Origin of the sequence: Mesorhizobium sp. M0633 (assembly GCF_040320645.1) — a bacterium.
In the GTDB taxonomy this organism is placed as follows: domain Bacteria; phylum Pseudomonadota; class Alphaproteobacteria; order Rhizobiales; family Rhizobiaceae; genus Mesorhizobium.
Genome location: NZ_JAMYQC010000016.1, coordinates 122062 through 143021, shown reverse-complemented (window position 1 = coordinate 143021; position 20960 = coordinate 122062). Strand labels below are relative to the sequence as shown.

The 20960-nt window shown below is 60.1% G+C and carries 13 protein-coding genes and 5 pseudogenes; 8 read left to right on the top strand and 10 right to left on the bottom strand.

The window, feature by feature from the left end; genetic code table 11:
* Positions 1 to 641: TCP-1/cpn60 chaperonin family protein (locus tag NKI47_RS18610; RefSeq protein WP_352592384.1), on the top strand; the 641-nt coding region annotated here is incomplete at its 5' end.
* Positions 642 to 1376: 735 nt separating this feature from the next.
* Here the strand turns inward: NKI47_RS18610 and NKI47_RS18605 are convergent.
* Positions 1377 to 2264: pseudogene (locus NKI47_RS18605) on the bottom strand (acyl-CoA dehydrogenase family protein); the annotation flags it as partial.
* Between the two features lie 234 nt (positions 2265 to 2498).
* Positions 2499 to 2711: a hypothetical protein gene (locus NKI47_RS18600; RefSeq protein WP_352592381.1), complete on the bottom strand. Its 213-nt coding sequence runs from the start codon at positions 2709 to 2711 to the stop codon at positions 2499 to 2501.
* A gap of 722 nt (positions 2712 to 3433) precedes the next feature.
* Here NKI47_RS18600 and NKI47_RS18595 point away from each other — a divergent pair.
* Positions 3434 to 3730 carry a DUF4167 domain-containing protein gene (locus NKI47_RS18595; protein WP_352592378.1) on the top strand — a complete coding sequence of 99 codons (297 nt, stop codon included), beginning with the start codon at positions 3434 to 3436 and terminating at the stop codon, positions 3728 to 3730.
* 362 nt (positions 3731 to 4092) lie between these two features.
* Positions 4093 to 4350 (top strand): annotated as a pseudogene (locus tag NKI47_RS18590) (transposase); the annotation flags it as partial.
* Between the two features lie 923 nt (positions 4351 to 5273).
* Here the strand turns inward: NKI47_RS18590 and NKI47_RS18585 are convergent.
* Both NKI47_RS18585 and NKI47_RS18580 read right to left on the bottom strand, forming a co-directional pair.
* On the bottom strand, positions 5274 to 5522 hold the full coding sequence (locus NKI47_RS18585; protein WP_352592376.1) for a DUF982 domain-containing protein: 249 nt from the start codon (positions 5520 to 5522) through the stop codon (positions 5274 to 5276).
* Between the two features lie 92 nt (positions 5523 to 5614).
* Entirely contained in the window at positions 5615 to 5911 is a 297-nt protein-coding gene (locus NKI47_RS18580) for a DUF982 domain-containing protein (protein WP_352592374.1), read from the bottom strand.
* Between the two features lie 1013 nt (positions 5912 to 6924).
* On the opposite strand from NKI47_RS18580, the gene NKI47_RS18575 reads away from it, so the two are divergent.
* Positions 6925 to 7272, top strand: coding sequence for a hypothetical protein (locus NKI47_RS18575; RefSeq protein WP_352592371.1), 348 nt, complete (start codon positions 6925 to 6927; stop codon positions 7270 to 7272).
* Between the two features lie 113 nt (positions 7273 to 7385).
* Here the strand turns inward: NKI47_RS18575 and NKI47_RS18570 are convergent, their stop codons facing one another.
* From NKI47_RS18570 to NKI47_RS18555, 5 genes and pseudogenes are all read right to left on the bottom strand, one after another.
* Positions 7386 to 12725, bottom strand: a complete 5340-nt coding sequence (locus NKI47_RS18570; RefSeq protein ID WP_352592369.1) for an SDR family NAD(P)-dependent oxidoreductase — start codon at positions 12723 to 12725, stop codon at positions 7386 to 7388.
* Between the two features lie 88 nt (positions 12726 to 12813).
* Positions 12814 to 14751, bottom strand: coding sequence for an amino acid adenylation domain-containing protein (locus NKI47_RS18565; RefSeq protein ID WP_352592366.1), 1938 nt, complete (start codon positions 14749 to 14751; stop codon positions 12814 to 12816).
* Between the two features lie 147 nt (positions 14752 to 14898).
* Positions 14899 to 15062, bottom strand: a pseudogene (locus NKI47_RS35155) (IS3 family transposase); the annotation flags it as partial.
* A gap of 49 nt (positions 15063 to 15111) precedes the next feature.
* A complete protein-coding gene (locus NKI47_RS18560) occupies positions 15112 to 16485 on the bottom strand; it encodes an IS30 family transposase (RefSeq protein ID WP_352592363.1) in 1374 nt (457 codons plus the stop codon).
* A 568-nt stretch (positions 16486 to 17053) separates the two neighbouring features.
* Positions 17054 to 17779, bottom strand: coding sequence for a GntR family transcriptional regulator (locus tag NKI47_RS18555; RefSeq protein WP_352592361.1), 726 nt, complete (start codon positions 17777 to 17779; stop codon positions 17054 to 17056).
* Positions 17780 to 18075: 296 nt separating this feature from the next.
* Between NKI47_RS18555 and NKI47_RS18550 the strand changes: the two genes are divergently transcribed.
* Positions 18076 to 18279, top strand: coding sequence for a hypothetical protein (locus NKI47_RS18550; RefSeq protein WP_352592358.1), 204 nt, complete (start codon positions 18076 to 18078; stop codon positions 18277 to 18279).
* Here NKI47_RS18550 and NKI47_RS18545 read toward each other — a convergent pair.
* Positions 18271 to 19026 carry a 4'-phosphopantetheinyl transferase family protein gene (locus NKI47_RS18545; protein ID WP_352592356.1) on the bottom strand — a complete coding sequence of 252 codons (756 nt, stop codon included), beginning with the start codon at positions 19024 to 19026 and terminating at the stop codon, positions 18271 to 18273. The genes NKI47_RS18550 and NKI47_RS18545 overlap by 9 nt on opposite strands.
* Positions 19027 to 19227: 201 nt before the next feature.
* Here NKI47_RS18545 and NKI47_RS18540 point away from each other — a divergent pair.
* The 3 genes and pseudogenes from NKI47_RS18540 to NKI47_RS18530 all read left to right on the top strand — a co-directional run.
* Positions 19228 to 19820 (top strand): annotated as a pseudogene (locus NKI47_RS18540) (IS5 family transposase); the annotation flags it as partial.
* A 56-nt stretch (positions 19821 to 19876) separates the two neighbouring features.
* A pseudogene (locus NKI47_RS18535) lies at positions 19877 to 20065 on the top strand (hypothetical protein); the annotation flags it as partial.
* Positions 20066 to 20255: 190 nt separating this feature from the next.
* The gene (locus tag NKI47_RS18530; protein WP_352592353.1) at positions 20256 to 20858 is read left to right on the top strand and encodes a transposase; all 603 of its coding nucleotides are present in this window, start codon (positions 20256 to 20258) and stop codon (positions 20856 to 20858) included.
* The last annotated feature ends 102 nt before the right edge of the window (positions 20859 to 20960 follow it).

The window sequence follows — 20960 nt, the reverse complement described above, 5'->3', positions numbered from 1 at the left end:
AGGAAGAGATCCAGGGCCGCGTCGCCCAGATCAAGCAGCAGATCGAGGAGACCACCTCGGACTACGACAAGGAGAAGCTGCAGGAACGTCTCGCCAAGCTGGCGGGCGGCGTTGCCGTCATCCGCGTCGGCGGTGCGACCGAAGTGGAAGTCAAGGAAAAGAAGGACCGCGTCGATGACGCCCTCAACGCGACCCGTGCGGCCGTCGAAGAAGGCATCGTTCCCGGCGGCGGCGTCGCATTGCTGCGCGCTTCGCTGGCCATCACCGTCACCGGCGCCAACTCCGACCAGACCGCGGGCATCAGCATCGTGCGTCGCGCGCTGCAGGCTCCGGCCCGCCAGATCGCGGCCAACGCCGGTGCGGAAGCATCGATCGTCGCCGGCAAGATCCTCGAGAACAAAGGCGCGACCTTCGGCTACAACGCCCAGACCGGCGAATATGGCGACATGATCGCCATGGGTATCGTCGATCCGGTCAAGGTTGTGCGCACGGCTCTGCAGGACGCGGCCTCGGTCGCCGGCCTGCTGGTCACCACCGAAGCCATGATCGCCGAAGCTCCGAAAAAGGAGTCAGCTGGCGGCGGCATGCCGGGTGGTATGCCCGGCGGCGGCATGGGCGGCATGGGCGGTATGGGCTTTTAAAGGTCCTCGCATCTCGACAATTTCGAAAGGGCGGCAAGGAATGCCGCCCTTTCTTCGTGCCCATTGCGCCGGTTGTCGGCGACCCGCAAGCCGGGGTATAGGGTTGTGCTTATGTTTGGACGGATACTGCCTTTTTTCTTGGGGCTGGCTTTACTGTTGGGCAGCGGCTGCGCGCGCAGCGATGATGGTACGGTGATTATTCCGAGATCGCTTGATGCCAGGCGATTCTTTGACAAAGAGCCGCCACGCCTGCAGCAGCCACAGATCGAAACCAGCGTGTTTCCGGTTGCGCCACAGGAGCCGGAAAGGCTCGAACCGCGCCGTACGGCAAGTTACAAGACATCAAACAGACGTGCATCGCGGGTCGCAAGTCCTCCCCTCTCCTCTTCCGAGCCGCACAAGCTGCTTGTCTGCAAAAACGTCAGCGAGCCCGGCAAGCGGTACCGTATGGTTTGCGAATAGGGCACTTGGTTTGGCCAGCGTTCTACCCTCAGAGGGTCGCGGCGCCTTTCCGGATGAGGTTGTCCAGAGCGCCGACCCCTTCGGCGACAGGTGGGAAAATTCACGTATCGCCGAAGGAGATTCGTCGGCGAATTTTTGTTAATCTATAATGCGAGTAGATTTTGATTTGTACCCGCGTAGATCAAATGATTATTGCCCAGAGACGGCCTATAAGTAGGCCGTGTCGACACCCGGGATTTGCCAGCGCATCGCGCTGAAGGTCGTGTGCATGGCTTACAACGGGCTGTGCCCGATCCGCCACTGATATGGTGGTGGCGTGCCGTTGACTGCGTAGTCGCCAACGATGCGATCCTTATAGATGCGTGGGTTGTGTGACGACAGGGTACGAGCATTGCGCCAATGACGATCGAGGCCAATCGGTTTCCTGGTCGAGGACGCACCCAGCGCATCGAAGATGATCGTCGACGCTTCAAGAACCAGATTCGTAACGACCGTCACCGCTTGCGACGTCTCGAGTTCGGCGATGGCGGTGGCCTTTTCCTCCAAATCGGCATGGCCGGCGAAGTGTGCCTCGTAAGCGCGTTCGATGGCTTGCGCGACCTGCAAAACGATGGCGCCGGCCGCATAGGCATTGCTGCGAATACGGCCGACGACCTGAAGCACCTGCGGATCCTGGCTTGAGCGCGGGCCGGCAGCATTGGAGTATGAACGCTTGTGCGCGGCAACGGCGGCAGCGGTCTCGTTGGCCATCGCCCGGCCGATACCGGCGAGCGTGGCAAGATGCACCAGTTGGTAGAAGGCAGCGCCATAGCGGAACTTGTCGTCATCGACGACGACATCCTCCGGATCGACAGTGGCATCGGTAAAGATCGTGGTGCCGCTGGCCGTGAGCGTCTGGCCAAAACCGTCCCAGTCGTCGATGACATCGACGCCCGGATCGTCGCGGCGCACCTGCAAGACGATGCCTTCGCCGTCGAGACCCGTCGCGCCGACATCGATCCAGTCGGCAAACAACGAGCCGGTGGTGTAGTATTTGGTACCGTTGAGGACCAGCCTGTCACCCTTGTTCGAGATGCGTGTCGAGAAAACGTCCTGCTTGGCATCGCCGATCTCGGTCCACGCGTTGCCGGCGATCTCGCCGCGGGCAATGCGCTGCGCCCAGACGCCGATAGTCACGAGCGAGGTTGAGGCCCGATCGAGGGCATTAGCTTTAAAGCGGGCGGTCTCCCGATCGAGATCCCGCTCTTGTTGAAGGATCGCGGACTCATCATTGTGCCCTCTCCCACCTTCTTCAATTCGTCATCGAGGGCCTCGCTCAACATCTTATCAAACGCCGCGAGTTGCTCCTCTAACGTCTCCTTAGCCACTGCTTTGCCCCCTCACGCCCTTTAGTGGCTATTTAGCTGAAAACACTCCCCAAAAGGCCAAGTCCAGCGCTTCCTTTGCCTCATCATCGGTGAGGTCCACCTCCTTGGAGATGGATGCCGGATCCTTGACGTCAAAGGTGGGCGGGGTCTCAGCATTGAGCATTGAGCAGGCGCGCATGGCTGTCTGGTGTCGGGGCTCAGCTGCGAGCTCGATGGTGACGGTCTCTTGATATTGGGTCATTCGGATATCCTCAGTAGTTGGGGGACGGCGGCGCTATCAGCAGAATGACGGCGCAGAAGGCCATAAAGAGGCAGCCCCAGCTACCGACCTTATCGTTCTGCTGGCGGCTCGGCGAGGCTTCTCCACACTCAGGGCAGCCGTCTGAAGCGGTGCTGGGGAAGTGTTGGCGACTTGGCCCCAGTCCTGCGCCCGCACCACTGCCGAGTCGGCCATATCCTTTTGGACGATTAGCGGCTGACCTTGCATTACTGCATCGATAAGCCCATGGCAGCGTAAGCCGGCCGCCATAGCGCGATCGCTCCAGTAACCGGCATCTCAAAGCTGTTCGAAGGCTGAGATAATCAATTTCCGGCAGAACCAATCATTGATTGGTCCTGCCTCCGCGCGGTAAAGCACAACTTGAAATCGCCATATTGCGTTCATATATATTTCCTGCTGAACAGGCTCGGCTCGCTCTCATATGTGATCGAGCGCCCGGTCTTTTTTCACCTGAAGTCGAACCATTTGCCACCCCAGGTGCAGCCGGGGTCCGCTTAAACCAAACGATTCCAGAATTACGCTGTGCGGATCAAGACAGGCCGCAAAGCTATTTCGGCTGAATGGTGGCAGGCTGTGCAGTTGACCGGCAGCATGATTCATGCGGCGCGTGAATCCCGAACTTCGACCATGCGCCAAACCAAACAATTCCAATAAGGAGCAAGCCGTGATGGCTTGAAAACAACATGAAAAGAAATCAACCAAGACAGGTGATATCTTCCAGTATCCGCACGAGGGCCTCGACATTGGGGCCTGCCCGCCTGAAGACAGGCAACGCTCACGGTTCGCAAAAAAGCTATGAGCGCTATCTGGAACTTGCACATGCCCAGGCTTTGCTCGGCAACCGCGTCGAGGCAGAGAATTACTTCCAGCATGCAGAGCACTATTTCCGCTGCGGAGCTGTCACGGGAAGCCCACAGCAGCCTGACGTGAGCGAAACGGCTGTCTTCGGCAATAACCGTCCCTTCGCTATGGTGTATTAAAAGCGTCATCGATCCACCCGTCAGCTGAAAGGTCGGTACTGACTGGCGCGCATCAAATTTCGAGCAGGGAGTAAGGGCGGCCGGTCGGCTTCACCACATGCATGGTGACATTGTAAACCGGCGCTTGATCGTTGCCTGAAGGTCGATGACGGAATGAAACGCCCCCACCTTTTTCATGCTCCAAAGAGGTCAGCCCACGAGCCGCTCTGGCTCTACCCTGAAATGCACTGCTTCCCGACGGTTGAGCTCACGCAGGACGGCAGAGAGGTTGGCTAGCCAGAGCTGGATCGGGAAATTTGGACAGGGGTTATAAGTGGAATTTCTGCCTGAACACGGCATAGAAGCCGGGAACAGGAGAGACCATGACGAAACGCCCCCGCCGTAATCACAGCCCTGAGTTCAAGGCGAAAGTTGCGCTTGCTGCAATCCGCGGCGAGCGGACCCTTATCGAGTTGTCGCAGCAATTCGATGTGCATCCCAACCAGATCAAGCAATGGAAGGACCTCCTCCTGGAGGGAGCATCTGGGGTGTTTGGCGCGGATGGGAAGGCCGAACCGGCGGCTCCGATCGTGGACGTGAAGACGCTGCATGCGAAGATCGGCGAACTGACGCTGGAGCATGCGCCACCATGAGGCGCAGCGCGACTTGCGCGTGGTCGAGCAAAGCGGTGCGTCCGGCGGCATGACGATGCAGATCGACAGAGTTCTGCAGCGGGCCGCTGAGTTCGGGCCGCGACGGTTTTGTCGGCGCTTCGGCTTCGTCGCCGGCCTCGCCAGTCGAGCGCGCGCGGCGGGCTTCCTTGCGCGATAGATAGCCTTCGTGACACTCGACCTCGCCGCGATGCCAGACGGTGATGACGACCTTGCCGCCTTTCTTCTTCGGCGTCTTCTCGTGGTCCCATGCGTGGAAATGCTGGCCCGGTTCCAGCAGCACCACCTCGCACCATCCGTCGTTGAGATAGGCGTCGCGTCTGGCGGCTATCGCCTCGTTCTGCTTTTGCCAGAACAGGTCGGCGTCGGTGAAATAGCTGTCCTCGCCGAAGAGGTCCGAGGTGATCAGGCCGGGATACTCCTGGACGGCAAACAGCGCCACCTTCGTGGAAATCGACTGGCCGCCGAACAGCCATTGCTTCAATTGAAAGCCACGCGGCGCGTGTTGATCGGGATCGGCATAAAGCGCCAGCCAGTTCTTCTGCTGCGCCTTCGAGGCCATGGTCAGATGCCGCACCGTCTCGGCGTCGATCTCCTCGCGGCGATAGGCTTCGCGAATCTTCGGCAACAGGTCGCCGAGCGCCAGAATGCGCTTCACCTGTTGCTCCATGAGCCCGAAGGTGGCGGCGATATCGGCAACGCCGCGCCCTTCCTTGATCAGCCGGGTGAAGGTTTCGTTGAGAAGCCAAGCCCCGCCCGCGCTCTCTCCACGCCGGACCGGGCCGCAGCGCTGCGCCGGCGACGCGCTCTGGCTTCAAACGCAACTGGGTCATATCCGACGGCTGTATCAGGCAGCGAGAGCCGAAGAGAGGACGCATGTGCCAGAGCTCGGTTTAATCGCTGCGCAGTATCTTTGCTTCCAGTGCGGCCGCGACGAAAGCGCGTCGAGCAACTGGCGACCGAGCCTTCCCACGCAGCACCTGCAGACATACGTCCATCGCTATCCCACTCTTCTCGGTCTGGCGACCAATATCCCGCAGCAAGATAGCGGCGGCGTCATTAACGTCGAGCACGACACGCTCGGAGCCATGGCGGCCGACCTGCACAATGACTGGCCTTTCGAACCTGCTCAAGCCGGTCATCTCCCCCTTGACAGCCAGTCTGCGCCGACAGGCCGCATGCTCAACCGAATGTCACTGCCGCGCGTCGCCCCAGTCGCATGGGCGAACAGGGTCTAGACTTTTGCGGTGCCCGCTTTGCAGGCAGCAATCCACTGCATCGCAGAGGTCGCATCTTCCAATATGCCAGCCTGCTTTGCAAAGTCGTAAAGCGCATTGCGCGCCGCACCCACAGGCTTGTGCCCATCATAGGCATCATGGCACGTCCGAAGGGCAGTTTCGTGGGCACGATCTCTGCGATCTTGCGGCCATTCATCGAGAAGATCGATGGCCTCGGCAAGACTTGCAATCTCTTGCACGATGTAGGTGCAGCGCTTCACGAAAATGGGGCTGCTGAAAGCCTCGGCCTTCATTTGTTCCTCCCGACCTGCTGAACAGCCAGTTCACGTAAGGGCGGGGCCGCATCGACCCCCGCCGATCGTCGCACAATGTGTTGTCGGCGCGATGACGCTTCAAGAGAAAAACGCGAGCGTGATGCCATCGGCCATTGGCCGAAGCATCTGAAGGCGCTCTCAGTTGTCAAGCGGTGGCCGGTTCTCTCCGCTTCGTTCGGCATGCTCTCCAATTCGAACGGCAAGTTGTAGTTCCTTTGCGGCGGGATCGACACTCCAGGCGAGGGAAGCTCGAAACCTCGCCTACGTCATTGACGAGCTCAAACCGGTCAGTGATGGCAGATTGCATGGAAGAAAACTCGCCAAGTTCTCCGACACAAAACGCCTGCGGTATGCGCACGGTGCCCGCGCATGGGGAATGGATTGAACGAGCCCTGGAATGCTACCAGGCACCCTCGCCCCTCGAAGTCACGCATGGAGAGGCGGATGCGGAAAACGCGCACGTCGGGTGCGCGGCGGAGATGAAGAAACTCCTCGGTAATGAGGCAAGGCGCTCCCTACTCAAGCCCGGCCAAACGCCGGGACTGCGGCAGCGGTGCGTCAGGGATGCGAGCCCGAAGGGGTGAAGACGACCGCAGGCCGGCTTCAGCGAAGCCCGCAGCCCGGCCCGCAGGAAGACGCCCACCTGATCTCTTCCGGCGCCGATCGGCGAGGCAACGACAAGCCAGGCGCGGCATGCGCCCTTCTCATTCGTCGTGAACCACTGCGGGTCGCCTCAATCCCAGACCCCACCGCGGCGGGTCTGGGTCGGGATTGCGGTAGCGATGCCAAGAAACTCTTTACCAAAACTTCTGTGTGGCATTTTAATTGCATGAATGGAGATTGCATGAATGGAGATTGAAGAACGAAAATACCCAGGAGAGCTGGCCTCCCCGCTGTAGGTCCACGAGCTTGCGGAAGAGTACCGCAAGGCGGCAACCCTGCTGCTTCGGCTCGGCCGGCCAGGCAAACCGCTCACTCGAGCGCCCTTCAGATTGTCGGCGATCCATGCGATCGAGCTCTATCTGACCGCGCTTTTGCTTCACCGTGGGCACAGCCCCAATCAGATCCGCAAAATGCAGCACGATCTGTCGGCGCGCACGGGGCTCGCCTTGGAAGCGGGGTTGCGCCTTCGCGCAAAAACTGCCCAACATCTTCACTCCCTCAGCCAGAACCGGGAATATCTCGTGACCCGTTACGGCCCGGAGCTGGCTGCAACCGCCTCGCAGATAAACCGGCTTACCGCTACTCTGGACGAGGTGGCGGCAAAGGTAACCATACTGATCGGCTTGTCCTCAACTATGCCGCAGCCGGTCGGCCTTACGCCGGAGACTTCGCCTTGATGCGCGCGATGATTTCCGGATCTGAGACGAAGTCATCGAGGAAGTCGTTCCACTTTTCGGCCGAGCGGCGAGCATGGGCAAGCATCTGTCTTAGCTCGAAGCCGGTGGTCAGGTCATCCCGCCAGCTGGCGCTCGCCCTCTGCGGCCAACCGCTGGACGACGGGCTCAAGGTCTTCGATCACGATGCGCGTAAGGAGTTCGGTCTGGTGTTCCATGAAAAAGTGATCGCCGGCGCAAAAATGCGCCTTGAATTGCTTCGTGGTATGCTCTTTCCAGCCGATAATGTGGTCGCCCGTAACATAGGGGTCGATGCGGCCTCCTATCGCTGTGATTGGGGCGTCGAGCGGAGAATGGGAACCGTAGCGATAGGCGTTGTTGAGCTCGTAGTCCGCTTGGATAATCGGAAGCATCATCGCGCGCATTTCGGGATCTTCAAACAGCGCCTTGTTGTTGGCGAAATTTACCTCCTTTAGCATCTCGACGAACTCCCTCTCGTCGAGTTCGTGTTCGGCCTTGCCGGTCTCGTGATTGAACTGCTGGACGTCGATGGCGAACTGGTCGTCATTGTAGATCTGTGGCGAGCGACCACCGGCCACGAAGAAGTATTCCGGCTCCAGCCCGTGATCGCGGCGCACCCGCTGGGCAACCTCGAAGGCCTGGACGCCGCCATAGCAAAACCCGAGGAAGGCGAACGGTTTTTCCTTAAGGAAGGGCAGCATCTCCGGCACGATGCCGTCGACCATGTCCTCCATCCGCATCCAGAAGCCCTCTTCCAGGCGCGCGCTGCGGCCTGGCATCTGCAGGATGCCGAACTCTATGTGATCCGGCATCTTGTCGATCCAGCGCTGGAATACGAGCGGGCCGCCGCCGGCATAGGGAAAGCCGATCAGGCGGATCGGCGCGTCCGGCTTCGGACGCGGAATGATCACCGCGCTCTTGTCGTGGCCCTGGGCGCTGTCGGCCGCGACCGGCGCGGTCGGTACCGCCTCGCCATCCGCAACGCCCCCGAGAGCGGCGGCCACCTGCGTCTCAGTATAGGCCGCGATCTCCGCGATAGAGGCACCCATCACGAGGTTCTGAAGCGAAACCTTGATGCCGGTCTTGGCGAGTTCGTTGCGGAACTCAATTGTAGCCAAGGAGTCGAATCCCATCTGGTTGAGTGCTTCGTCCATCGGCAGGCTGTCCGGATCGGCGATGCCGAGCACACGGGCGACTTCTCCGCGCAGGAAGCTTTCGATCGCCTGACCGCGTTCGCTCGGCGCGACCGAGCCGAAGCGCCGCGCAAGTGGATCTGTCGCCTCGTCGTCATTGGCCGCCTGCGGATTCTTCTGCACATTCGACAGAGGCGTGAGCCAAGCCGGCGTCTCCCCGTACTGCTTCTTGGCGAAACGTCGCCACAGGATCGGCGCTGCGGTGAGCGTGCCAGTTGAGGCGAACAGGCCCTCCAGCCGCTCGAGCGCCTCCCGATTGCGGATCGCGAGCAGGCCGAAATCGGTCAGGCGCTTGCGCAGGCGCTCGTCGAGTCCGGATGCCATACCGGTTTCCGCCCACGGACCCCATTCGATGCTGACACCTGGCAGACCCTCGGCGTTGCGGCCTTCGACGATGCGGTTCATAGCGGCATTGGCCGCCACGTAAGCCGCTTGGCCCTTCATACCGAGAAGCGCGCTAACCGACGAGAAGCAGACGAAGAAGTCGGGTGAGAAGCGACGGCTCGCATTGTCGAGAACGAGCGTACCCTGGAGCTTGGCCCGGAGTGCGCGTTCGAGTTCGCTCGCCTCCTCGATCGATCCTAGCGTGGCGTCCTGAACGATGCCGGCGGTGTGGATGATCCCGCCGAGTTGATGGCCCGCCTCCGATAGATCGCCCAGGATTCGCTCGACTCCGACCTGGTCGGCGATGTCAACCGCATGCGCCGCGATCTCAGCGCCTGAACGGCGCAAGGCTTCGAGCCGTTCCTGTTTGGCGCCGTCCGCGACGTCCCTGTTGAGAAGCACGAGGCGGCGCGCACCACGATTGATCAGCCATTCGGCCATTAGCGATCCGAGAGCGCCAAGCCCGCCGGTGACGAGATAGATCTTCTGCGGATCGACCGCGCAATCCGTACCGAGATCGCCGCTTTCGCTGAGGCGCAGGACGTAGCGTTCCTCGCCGCGCACGGCGTAGGCGGTCTCAGACCCAGAGCCACCGACGAGAATGCCGATCGCGACCGCGATTTCTGCGTCGCTCGGCTCCGCGCCGAGATCGATGTCACCCCCCCAAAGATCGGGATGTTCGCTCGCGAGCACCATCGCCATGCCATGCAGTGAGGCGCTGACCAGTGAGGCTGGACGAGCGGCGTCCGGAATTGGTCTGTCTGTTTGCGGCACGACACGGCCGGACTGGCCGACAACCCAAATCTTCGCCTTCGCCAGATTGCCATGTTTGGTGGCTGCCTGAACCGTCTGGACGAACTGCATGAGGGCGGCGGCGTGGCTGTGCGCCGCCTCGCCGATCTGTCCACTTGACGGGCCTTCCGCGCTCTCAGGGGTGACGATGACCCCCGCGACATGCGCGTCGAGCACACCGCCAGTGAGACCTGTTTCGACATTCGAAAGAACGACCGCTGTCTGTTCCGGCCCTTCCCGCTTCGCCTCGATCGCCTGAGCCAAGCGTCCGGCGAGACCGAGGGCATTGCCCAGGATAATCCAGAGGGCCTTGTCTTTCGGCGGTTGCGGCGCCGACTGCTTTTCCACCTGCCATTCGCGGCGGCAGTGCCATGCCAGCCGGTCGCTCGCTTTCGTGTCGATCCAGTGATGCTGACGCTCGAAGGGATAGAGCGGAAGATCGACGAGCCGGCGTTCATTATCCGGCAGATCGGTGAGCGTATTGATCGTAAGGCCGGCGAGGAAAAGGCGGCCCGCTGTCTCGGCGAGAGCCTCTTCGTCATTGCGGGTGCGATTGAGGCTCGAGACGAATTGCGAGGGCGAGGCAATGCCATCTAGGGCCGCCTGCGCCATCGGAGTAAGGACCGGGTGCGGTCCGATTTCAAGGAAGAGATTCGCCCCAATTTCCTTTGCCGTCATCATGCCCCGATGGAACAGGACGGGCTGGCGAACGTGGTCGGTCCAGTAGCGCGCATCAGCGACTTCCTCGCCGGCGATCTTACCCGTCTTAGCACTGATCAGTCGGCCGTCGGGCTTGGAAAAATCGAGGGTGCTCGCGAACGCCTCAAACTGTTCGAGGATCGGATCCATGAGATGGGAATGAAAGGCGTGCGAGACCTTCAACTGCGTCGTGCGGACGCCTTTTTCCTTGGCGACCTTGATCAGCGTTTCAAGTGCGTCCGTCTCGCCCGCGACCACCGTACTGGCTGGTCCGTTCTCGGCCGCGATGGCGAGCTTGACTTCGGCGTTCCGGATCATCTGATGGGCTGTGTCCGGATCAGCCGTCAGGACGACCATACCGCCATTGCGCGGAAGCTGCCCCATCAGTTCGCCGCGCTTGGTGATCAGCTTCAGCCCGTCCTCGAGTGAGAACACGCCGGCAAGATGGGCCGCCACGTATTCTCCGATGCTGTGGCCCATGACGATCTCTGGGACGAAGCCCCTAGCCTCAAGAACTCGGGCGAGTGCGAGTTCGATCGCGAACAGGGCGGGCTGGGTATATTCGGTATCGTGAACGAAATGGGCGAGCGTCCCGTCACCGTAAAGGATGTCGCCCAATCCGTGTTTGCGAAGCCGTGCGACCACCGCGTCACAGGCGTCGAAGGCTTCGCGGAAGATCGGATCGCTCTCGTAGAGTCCGCGCCCCATAGCTTCGCCTTGGCCGCCCTGTCCGGTGAACAGGGCGGCGGGAACCACGTGTTTGGAGACATCGACGCGGGCATAATCGCTTGCGCGAAGACTCTCGGCCAACCCCCTGGTTGTCCGACCGGTCGCGAAACTCCGATACTCAAAAGCGCGGCGGGCGGTGTTCGCGGTGAAGCAGATGGCGTCGCGCTCGTTGGGCTGTGCCGTATCGAGTCGCAAGGCAAAACTCTTGACCATGGCGCCCAGGGCCTGTGGCGTGCGTGCCGAAATGTTCAGCGTACGAGGCACGTCCGGGTGGTGCGGCGCATCGTCCGGCTGAGATGAACCGTTCGTCTCGCTCGGTGCTTCCTCCAAAATGACATGGGCATTCGTTCCGCCCACGCCGAACGAACTGACGCCCGCGCGCCGCGGACCCTCGGACGTCCAGGGCACAGCGCTCGCCGGCACGGCGAAGGGAAGGCGATCGAAGTCGATCTCCGGATTGGGCGTCTTGAAATTGACCGCCGGCGGCAAGGTTCGCGACTTCAGTGCCATGACCGTCTTGATTACACCCGCGACGCCGGAAGCGGCGATCGTATGGCCGATATTGGCCTTCACCGAACCAAGAGTAATCGGCGCGATGTCCGCCGGCAAACCGGCGAAGACTTCGCTGAGGGCTTCGATCTCGATCGGATCACCCAGTTTCGTGCCCGTTCCGTGCGTCTCCATGTAGGAGATCGTTTCCGGCGCGAGCGAACTGTTGATGAGTGCTCTTGCGACGACGCTCGATTGGCCCTCGATGCTCGGCGCCGAGAAGCTGATCTTGTCGTTTCCATCATTGTTGATCGCCGACCCGCGAATAGCAGCGTGGATGGTGTCACCATCGGCAAGCGCGTCATCGAGACGTCGAAGCGCAAGCACGCCGACGCCACTCGAAAACACCGTGCCGCTGGCCTCGGCATCGAACGGACGGCAGTGCCCGTCGCGGGACAAGATCATGCCCTCTTGATAGCGATAGCCCGCACCCTCGGGAATAATTGCCGTGACACCGCCCGCCAGCGCCAGGTCGCATTCGCCGTTCTGCAGACCGCTGCAGGCCAGATGGAGACTTACGAGTGAGGTTGAACAAGCTGTTTGGACGTTGATGGCGGGACCGATGAGGTTGAGGCGATGGGCCGCCCGAGTCGCCAGGTAATCCTTGTCGTTTCCCAGCATGGCCTGGAATCCGGACATGGTGTCGAGCATGCCTTCCTTGCTGAAATCGTGCGAGCCGGCTACGCTTCTGGCGAAATAGCTGTTCGGGCCGGAGCCGGCATAGATGCCCGTCGTCATCTCGGTCGAACGGACGGCGTAGCCAGCATCTTCGATGGCGTGCCAAATGTTTTCCAGGAATAGTCGGTGCTGCGGATCGAGGAGAGCCGCCTCACGAGGCGTGATGCTGAAGAAGTCAGCGTCGAAGTAGCCGAGGCCCGTAAGTGGGGCGCCGCGGCGGATATAATCGTCCGCTTCCCACTCCTCGGGCTCGACGCCCGCGCCGGCGAGTTCAACATCCGACAACTGACGAACGCTCTCGCGTCCGGCAATAATGTTTTCCCAGAACGCCTTGGGCGTATCAGCATCGGGGAACCGGCAGGCCATGCCAATGATCGCGATGGGGGTAGCTCTGTGAATGGGGCCGTTCATTTTCACCTCGTCGCTGCTCCGGTTTATCTGCTCTTTGGCTTCCGGAGCGTTAATCTGGTCTGCTGGAGCGGGTCATCGGTGCGCAGGATCAGCGCGGAGAAGCGCGTCTTTTGGTCGACACACGCCGGTTTGCGAGACCAGCCAACGTCGTGTTCAATGCATCGCCCTTCGCCGACCTTCGCGATAAAAAGTCTGCAAGCCCCCTCGGCGAAGGATGCCGGAAGACCAAGATCGCGGACATGTTAATCCCGAATTGGCGGCGAAGGCGGCGTTGAAGCTCCGGGATCATGATCGAACGCGCGCCAAAATCGAACACGTTATCCGAATCCGCGAGCGAGGGATTGTCCAGGAGCTCCCGCCAGTGAGAGGTGATCGCGCCGCACAGATCGCTGTCCTTCGCCGATCCGCTCGTAGTGGCACTGGCAGGCTTCTCGACAGGGGGTGCCGAGGTCTTGACCTTTTCGGCACACAGCTTTTCGGCGATTGATTTGCGATCGACCTTGCCACTCGCCGTTTTAGGCATCGCGCCGATGATCTGGACACGGTCCGGCGCCATGTAGCCAGGGAGCATCTCACGGACATGGGCGCGAACTACTGTCTCGAGACAGTCGGTTGGCGCCCCATCTTTGCTCGTTAGGCAGGCGATCAGTCGTCCCGTTCCATTTGCATCACGCTCGAAAACCACGGCGACTTCGGCTACGTCTGGGTGATCCGCTATAACGCTCTCAATTTCCCCAAGTTCAACCCTATAGCCGTCGATCTTGACTTGGTGGTCACGGCGACCACAGAAGAAAAAACAACCACTTTCATCCGACGTCGCAAAGTCGCCGGTCCGATACAATCTCGTTGGCGTGCCGTTAATATCGATAGTCACGAACCGTTCCTCTGTTCGCTCCTTATCCTGGAAATAACCCTGCGCGAGGCAAACGCCACCAACATAGAGCTCTCCCACCTCTCGTGACCTCACCGGTCGGGCATCTTCACCTAAAATAAAGAGTTCGACATTCGGCAGAGCCCGACCGATAGGCGGTAACCTAGGCCATCCGGCTGGATTGCTATCAAGCTCGTGACAGGTGACGACGTGTGTCTCGGAGGGACCGTACTGATTGAAGAGCCGACACTCGGGGAGCTTGCTGAAAAACTCGCGCAAAGCGGAAGAGACCACGAGTTGTTCGCCGGCGGTGTGGATCTCCCGTAGACTGTCGGGAAACAGATTGCGCTCCACACAATTCGACGCCAATTGTTGGAGAGCGATAAATGGCAGGAACAATCGTTCCACCCCGGCACGCTGTATCTCGTCCGAAAGCAAATCGGGGTCGATCCGCTGTTCATTCGTTAGGATGACGATACGGCCACCAGAACAGAGCGTGGAGAAGATCTCCTGAAACGATACATCAAACGAAATGGGGGCGAACTGAGCCGTTGCCGCATTGTCTGACAGGGTCGAAAGTTCGATCTGCCAGTCCACGAGGTTTTGAAGTGCTGCTCCTCCCATGTCGACTGCCTTCGGCTTGCCAGTCGAACCCGAGGTAAAGATAACGTAGCCACCGGACGTCGGCGGCAGCGCCAAATCTCGGTTCAACGATCCACCATCGGCTGCGCCCACTCCAACTTCCTCGACCATCACCGCCGAGCAGGACGAAACATCCTCGATGATCGCCGAATAGACGGCCGATGAACTGAGGAGCACGCTCGGATCCGTTTGCGCAAGCATCTCGCGCATGCGACGCTCTGGAAGATTTGGTTCCACAGGAACGTAGGAAACACCTAGGATTTGACAGCCGAGGATCGCCGCGATCCGGTCAATGCCGATGGGAAAATGAAGGGCGACGCGGTCCAAACCCGCTTCACGTCCAGTTTTTAGGGCGCGAGCTATCTCACAGGCTCGCAGCCACAAATCCCTGTAGTTGATCGCTTCTGTTCCGAAAATAACAGCAGGACGACGAGGAAATTCGGATGCATACCAAAGCACGGACGCTGCAATGGTCTGATCTGAAGGGCCTGCGGCCTTTTTTAAACTCTGCATGTTTTCCTTCAGAATGCGAGGACATTGCTAAATAGCTTTGCTTTGATGTATGCGCGGCAAGTTACACGGTCAATCCATTCACCAAAACTTCACATTTTCTTAATATTTCGGCCGAGGTCTGCGGGTGTCGCCGGATTCAGTAGTCCATCCTCTGGGCAGCTCGCTGCCGGTTTCGAAGGTATGAGGAAGACGCATTCGTATTTGTGGCCGCGCCACAACCACTCGGTGAATACGTTGTCCATCCGGTGGCCGCGCCCGTCCATGGGTATGCGGATGCCGGCGTCCTTCAGCGTGGCCGTGAAGGCGAAGCTCGGGAACTTGGCGGATTCAAGCGGTCGTCGCAACAGCGATTGTGTTCACTCATGGCAGCAACTCGTCAAGCGCCTCTGCCGGCGTTCTCCAACCGAGGGTCTTTCTCGGCCGGGCATTGAGGGCCGCTGCCACGGCGGCGATCTCGTCGGCGCTGTGGATGCTCAGGTCGGTGCCTTTCGGGAAGTACTGACGCAGCAGCCCATTGGTGTTCTCGTTGGTGCCGCGCTGCCATGGGCTTTGCGGATCGCAGAAGAAGACCTGGACGCCCGCATCGATCGTGAGACGATCGTGCTGGGCCATTTCGGCTCCCTGATCCCAGGTCAGCGAACGGCGTAGTTCTTCGGGCAAGGTGATGATGGTGCGCGTAATTGCGTCGCGGACAGCTTCAGCTCCATGTCCCGCGAGCGCAGGCCCGTTCTTCGCGCGCGGAGCTTCGCCATGCCCCGCCAGCCGGGGAAGATGCAGCAGCATCGTGAAGCGTGTCGTACGTTCAACCAGCGTGCCGATCGCCGAGCTGCCAAGACCGAGGATGAGGTCTCCCTCCCAGTGACCCGGCACCGCGCGATCGGCCGCTTCGGCGGGGCGTTGACTGATCATGATCTCCGGCGAGACAAAGCTCTTACCTCGCCTGCGTACGCGCGCCCTGGGGACCCGCAGCACACGCCCCGTTCGCAAGCAGGCCGTCAGCTCGCGGCGCAGCACTCCGCGGCCCTGAACGAAGAGGGCCTGATAGATGGCTTCGTGGCTGATGCGCATCGTCTTGTCGTCCGGGAAGTCGATCGGCAAGCGTCGGGCAATCTGCTCAGGGCTCCAGGCCCTGGCCCATCGCCGATCCTTTCGCGGGCCATGCCGGCGGCCCTTCCACGGAACGGTGGGACCATGAACGGGAGCGCCGCTCGGGGCCACGACAACGCCAGCAAGTCTCTCCTCTACATAAGTGCGCAAGGTTGCGTTGAACGCAAGCTTGGTCGGCCTGGGCCGACGGGCCGATCGATCCGCATGCCACTGGGCAGTCGTCGCCCGATACTCCAACCCGCCGCTGCGGGTGGCCGCGTTGCGCCGCAGTTCACGGGAGATTGTCGAGGCGGACCGACCGAGCCGGCGCCCAATCTCCTGCATGGAATGGCCCTGTACCCTGAGAAGTGCGATCTCTTCGCGCTCCACCAATGACAGGTACCGCCCGGAGAGCGGCTTCGCCGAGGATCTGAACATCGCTGGTGGCATACCGCCCGCCTTTCGGAACCATCTGGTTCCTACAGGCTGCGACACTCCGGCTTCGAGCGCAGCATCTTCGCTGCTCAGCCCCGCGGCGATCGCCCGCCAGAATCTAATCTGTTCATCGCGCCCCGCCAAAGGTGGCCGTCCTGGTGAAGGTAATGGCGCTCGTCCAGACCGTGCCGATCGCCGCTTTCGAATGCTCATCGCAACCTCCAACTTCAGAGTGTTGCGACGACCGCTTGAATCCGCCCTTGCTCCCCTGGTCAGTTTTGAAGATGTCGGGCCTATCGTGGCGAGCATCGCCTCCTCGAGGGCGGTAACGCAGAAGTCGCTATCTATGGTGTTGGACAGCCGCCAGGCCGGCACCCTGCGGCTGAATCAGTCCATGATGGCCACGACGTGGCGGAAGCCGCGCCGCACGGGGGGTGGAGTAAGAAGTGCTGCTGCGCTTCTCCTCCCCGAACTGTACGTGCACCGTGCACCTTTCAGCGCATACGGCTCTCTATTCAATCTTGGCCCATGGCCATAGCAACATCATGATAGTTTGAGGTGACGGTGCCGGGTTTCGCTCCGGGATATACGGGTTGATCTCCGGGTTCCGCCACTCTGAGCAATCCGACAGAATCACAACCTACTGAAATCACTCACCCCTCTTTTTTGGAAAGGACCCATACATTTAAGCGCAGTGCGACAGCGCAGCTCGCTTGCCATGCTCTCACGGGGGGCCTTCGCCTGAGGCGTACGAAAGGAGCGGCCGTTCGATTCCGCGTTCCTAGGCAGGGACCCGATTTCCCGCACGATCCTTCAGGTCGGACTTGTCAAGAATCGCAAAAATCTGCTCATGCGCTTCCATGATGTTGCGCTCGAGGGCGTCGGCGGCAGCCAAGCCGTTGCCCTTCTCCAACTGGTCGATGATTTCGCGATGATTATGGTGGCCCGGAACAAATTTTGGTTCCTTTCGCCTGAGGCTGAGGACCGGGCCCCCCTGAAGCCAATGCGCCTCGATCGTGTTCATCAAGACCTTGTTTTGAGAGAGATTGTAAACGGCAAAATGAAACAGTTGATTCAGCTTCAGATACTTTTTCACGTCAGCGTTCTTCTCCAGATTGAGCAGATCCATCTTGTCATTGATTTCTCTGATATAGTTCAGGCTCTTCCCAGCCGATTTCTTCGCGCCCCAGACTATGGCCTGCCGTTCATTCAGAAGGCGCACTTCCAGAAGATCGCGTAGGCCTTCAGCAGTGATCATTGGAACGCGCGCGGACTGACGCGGCGCCCGTTCGAGTATGTCGATGCCGCTGAGCCGGTTGAGCGACTCGCGGATCGGCATGTGGCTGGTGCCGAATGCGACAGCCAGTTCCTTGAGACGCATCGGCTGCCCGGGCGAAAATTCCCCGGCCATCAAAGCGTTCTTCAGTTCGGCATAGACATGCTCAATCGTCGAACTCGGGGAACCCTTCAATGGTGGTATTTCGTACTTCGAGCTTTTTGTCGCCATTTGGCATGATCTCCAAAACCGGGGATGACCTCAGGAATGGGTGCTTCGAAAGCCCTGTGAACACGTTTCACGCGCTGCATGAAAACGGCGGGGCACCAGCCCACCCGAGCCCTGATCCCCTGGTCCACGCACGAAGTGCGCCGCATCGCAAACCGCTTGGCACAGCAACGCATCGAACCGGCTCATACCATCGCGTGGTCTTGCTGGAGACGCGCTCACCAAGCCCTTTCCCAGAAGGCACATATCAAACGAAATTTACGGCTGTAATGCTCGAGTGGCCTTGGGGAAGGCTAAGGTTGCTCCTGGCTCGCGATCCAGTATCTTTTTTCATGATCTTGAATACGCTTGGGACCGTCATCATCGCACTTTCCATCCTGATCGACGGGCACCTGCCGCCGAGATTTCCGGCCGAGGCGGCCGACGGCAGCCGCCATCTCCAGCGCCCTGGTTCCGAAGCTTCGGCAGCCTTAACAATGTATCAGCCGGAGCCGCTACATTGACATATGCTGGTGTGTTACTGCCAACCAGGTCAACACATGGCCAGCAGCGATGCTAAAGCGAATGTCATAGTGCTGGCCCTCGAGCAGTTCGGGACAGATAGTTTGTGTTAGATGCAGTCGTAGTTGCCCGTTTCTAGGCGTCGTTCGTAACTCTGCACAGTCGAATCCGAAAAGGCGCCTTGCCACAGGATAGAGCGCTTTGAAGAGTGTTTCTTTGGCCGAAAAAACCAAGCTCGCCAGCCGGTCTGGAGAGAGGACCACTTGTCGAGCGATCAAGGCACGCTCATCCTCATTGATGGTCATGTTTAGGATCGCATCCAGAGCATGACCGCTGGCCAGCGCCTCAACGTCGACACCTGCCCGCCAGTTCCCATTGGCGATGGCGAAACAAGCGCAATGCCCGCGGGCATGCGTTATCGACCCAGCGGAAGAGGAAGGCCAGAGTGGAGCCCCGCCTAGGCCGATTGGAATCTCAGCAGCGGCTTGACCCAGCGCCCGCAATGCCGCCTGTGCCATCGCTCGCCCGGCTAAAAACTCAGCACGGCGTATGGTCACCGCTGCGGACAGACTCGCAGGGCAGTGTAACGCCAGCAGGTTAAACAGGTCGTCCGTATAGCTTTTGAGATCAAACCTGCCGCGCACCAAGATCGCATTGCGGAACCCGGGATCATGTAACTCAACATCGGTGAAAAATCCACGTGAACGAGCAGATAGAGCGACAAATTCGAGATCGGCAAAAACGGTCATATCCTGTCGCCTCTGCCCTTAACCCATGTCGCATTATTATCATGATACTTTCAGCGAACGAGTTTAAGTTCTGTTAATTTATATTACGAATTCATTAAGACGGGTCAGAACAAGAGCAGCTCGAAATCATACGCTAAGAGACCGTTTGGAAAATCGAGGGGTGGGGTTTTGCGGTGAAGCGATTTATGATTCAAGCTCTGGATGTGGACCGAGCAGAGCCGCGGGCGAATGGCCAAGATCGCCAAGAAAACCAAGCGCTACCCATCCGATTTAACGGACGAAGAATGGGAGCAGATCGCTCCGCTAATGCCCAGGCCTGGGCGTCGCGGCCGTCCGCGCGAGGTTGAATTCCGGGAGGTGAGCAACGCCGTGCGCTACCTGGTCCGTTCCGGTTGCGGTTGGCGGATGCTGCCGATCCATTTCGGGCCGTGGCAGACGGTCTACGGTTGGTTCCGCGAGTTGGCGCGGCCTTTCTGTTCCAAACCATCCATGACGTGGCGCTGATGCTGGATCGCGAGCGGGCTGGGCGCGAGGCCAGTCCCACTGCTGGTGTGATCGAGAGTCAGTCGGTCAAGGCTCCGCAAGCTGAAACAAGGGGTTATGACGCCGGCAAGAAGATTGTCGGGCGCAAGCGCCACATTGCCGTCGATACGAATGGGAGGCTCTTGATGGTCAACCTCACCACCGCCGACATTTCCGACAGTGCCGGGGCTCAGGCGGTCCTGGACGGCATCCGCAAGCGCTGGCCCTGGGTGAAGCATCTGTTCGCCGGCAACGCCTATGACCGGCTGAAAGCTCATGGACAACGCCGCGGGAGACCGGATCAAAAATGACCGGCGGGACGCAGTGACGGCTTCGCTCAGTAGATGTCTGGGTCGAAGGCAGCAGGGTGTTTCGCCCGATGGATGAGCATCTCATGCCGCGCCCTGCCTTCACCGATCTCAGAGATACCGACCAGCTCGGCCTCGGCGTCCAGCGCGATGGGGCGCAATGGCTCGCGCAAATGCAGCAATTGCTCGACTTCAATCTGAAACGCTTGCGGGTTTATTGCGGGCCGGCGAACTGACGGCCATATGGGTCCCCGATGAAGGTCATGAAGCCATGCGCGACCTCGTCAGGGCGCGCCGGCAAGCAAAGGACGACTTCGTCGCTGGGCGGCAAATGTTGCTGGGGTTTCTGTTGCGGCAGGGGCGACGGTTTCCGGGTCGTACAAACTGGACACGGATGCATTGGCGCTGGCGCAGGCTTTTGCTTCGGTCCATAAACAGTTCGTCTTCGGCGAATGCATTCGTCGCATCGAAGACGCGAAGGCTCGGTGCGATTTGGACAAAGTCCTTCAAGAAGCGATCGGGACCTGGCCTTTGGCGCCGCTCGTCAAAGCATTGCATTCGCTGCGAGGGATCGGGTTGGTCGTGGCGGCTACATTGGTGGCCGCAATTGGCGATCTCTCACGCTTCCGAACGCCGAAGCAATTGATGAGTTGGCTCGGACTTGTCCCCTCGGAATCGTCGACGGCTCGCGCCATCGGCGTGGTGCCATTACGAAAAAGCGGCAATGGCGAGGCTTGCGCGATGCTGGTCGAAGCGGTCTGGTCCTATCGTCTGCCAGCACGAGAAGAGCGGCGGTATCGAGCACGGGTCGAAGGGCTTCCGGAAGAGATCCGGGCCATCGCATGGAAGGCGCAAGCTCGTCTTTGCAAGCGCTATCGACGGCTGGCTGCCCTTGGCAAGCCGCAGCCGAAGATTATCACCGCCGTTGCCCGCGAACTCGCCGGCTTCGTTTGGGATGTCAGTAGGCGCTTCCACCCGACAGATGTTCGCGGTTGCTTGTAACGCCGGAAAAGAATTAAAAGGAGGGTCGCTGCTGTTACAAAACCAACCTGACCGGCGTGCCGCGAAATCCAGGCATGATGGGAAACCTCGGACTACGCTCGG

Excerpts from the sequence above, each read along its gene's own strand:
- NKI47_RS18600 (WP_352592381.1), bottom strand. The coding sequence starts at position 2,711 with ATGACCCAATATCAAGAGACCGTCACCATCGAGCTCGCAGCTGAGCCC.
- NKI47_RS18595 (WP_352592378.1), top strand. The coding sequence starts at position 3,434 with ATGAAAAGAAATCAACCAAGACAGGTGATATCTTCCAGTATCCGCACG.
- NKI47_RS18585 (WP_352592376.1), bottom strand. The coding sequence starts at position 5,522 with ATGACCGGCTTGAGCAGGTTCGAAAGGCCAGTCATTGTGCAGGTCGGC.
- NKI47_RS18580 (WP_352592374.1), bottom strand. The coding sequence starts at position 5,911 with ATGAAGGCCGAGGCTTTCAGCAGCCCCATTTTCGTGAAGCGCTGCACC.
- NKI47_RS18570 (WP_352592369.1), bottom strand. The coding sequence starts at position 12,725 with ATGAACGGCCCCATTCACAGAGCTACCCCCATCGCGATCATTGGCATG.
- NKI47_RS18565 (WP_352592366.1), bottom strand. The coding sequence starts at position 14,751 with ATGCAGAGTTTAAAAAAGGCCGCAGGCCCTTCAGATCAGACCATTGCA.
- NKI47_RS18560 (WP_352592363.1), bottom strand. The coding sequence starts at position 16,485 with ATGAGCATTCGAAAGCGGCGATCGGCACGGTCTGGACGAGCGCCATTA.
- NKI47_RS18555 (WP_352592361.1), bottom strand. The coding sequence starts at position 17,779 with ATGGCGACAAAAAGCTCGAAGTACGAAATACCACCATTGAAGGGTTCC.
- NKI47_RS18545 (WP_352592356.1), bottom strand. The coding sequence starts at position 19,026 with ATGACCGTTTTTGCCGATCTCGAATTTGTCGCTCTATCTGCTCGTTCA.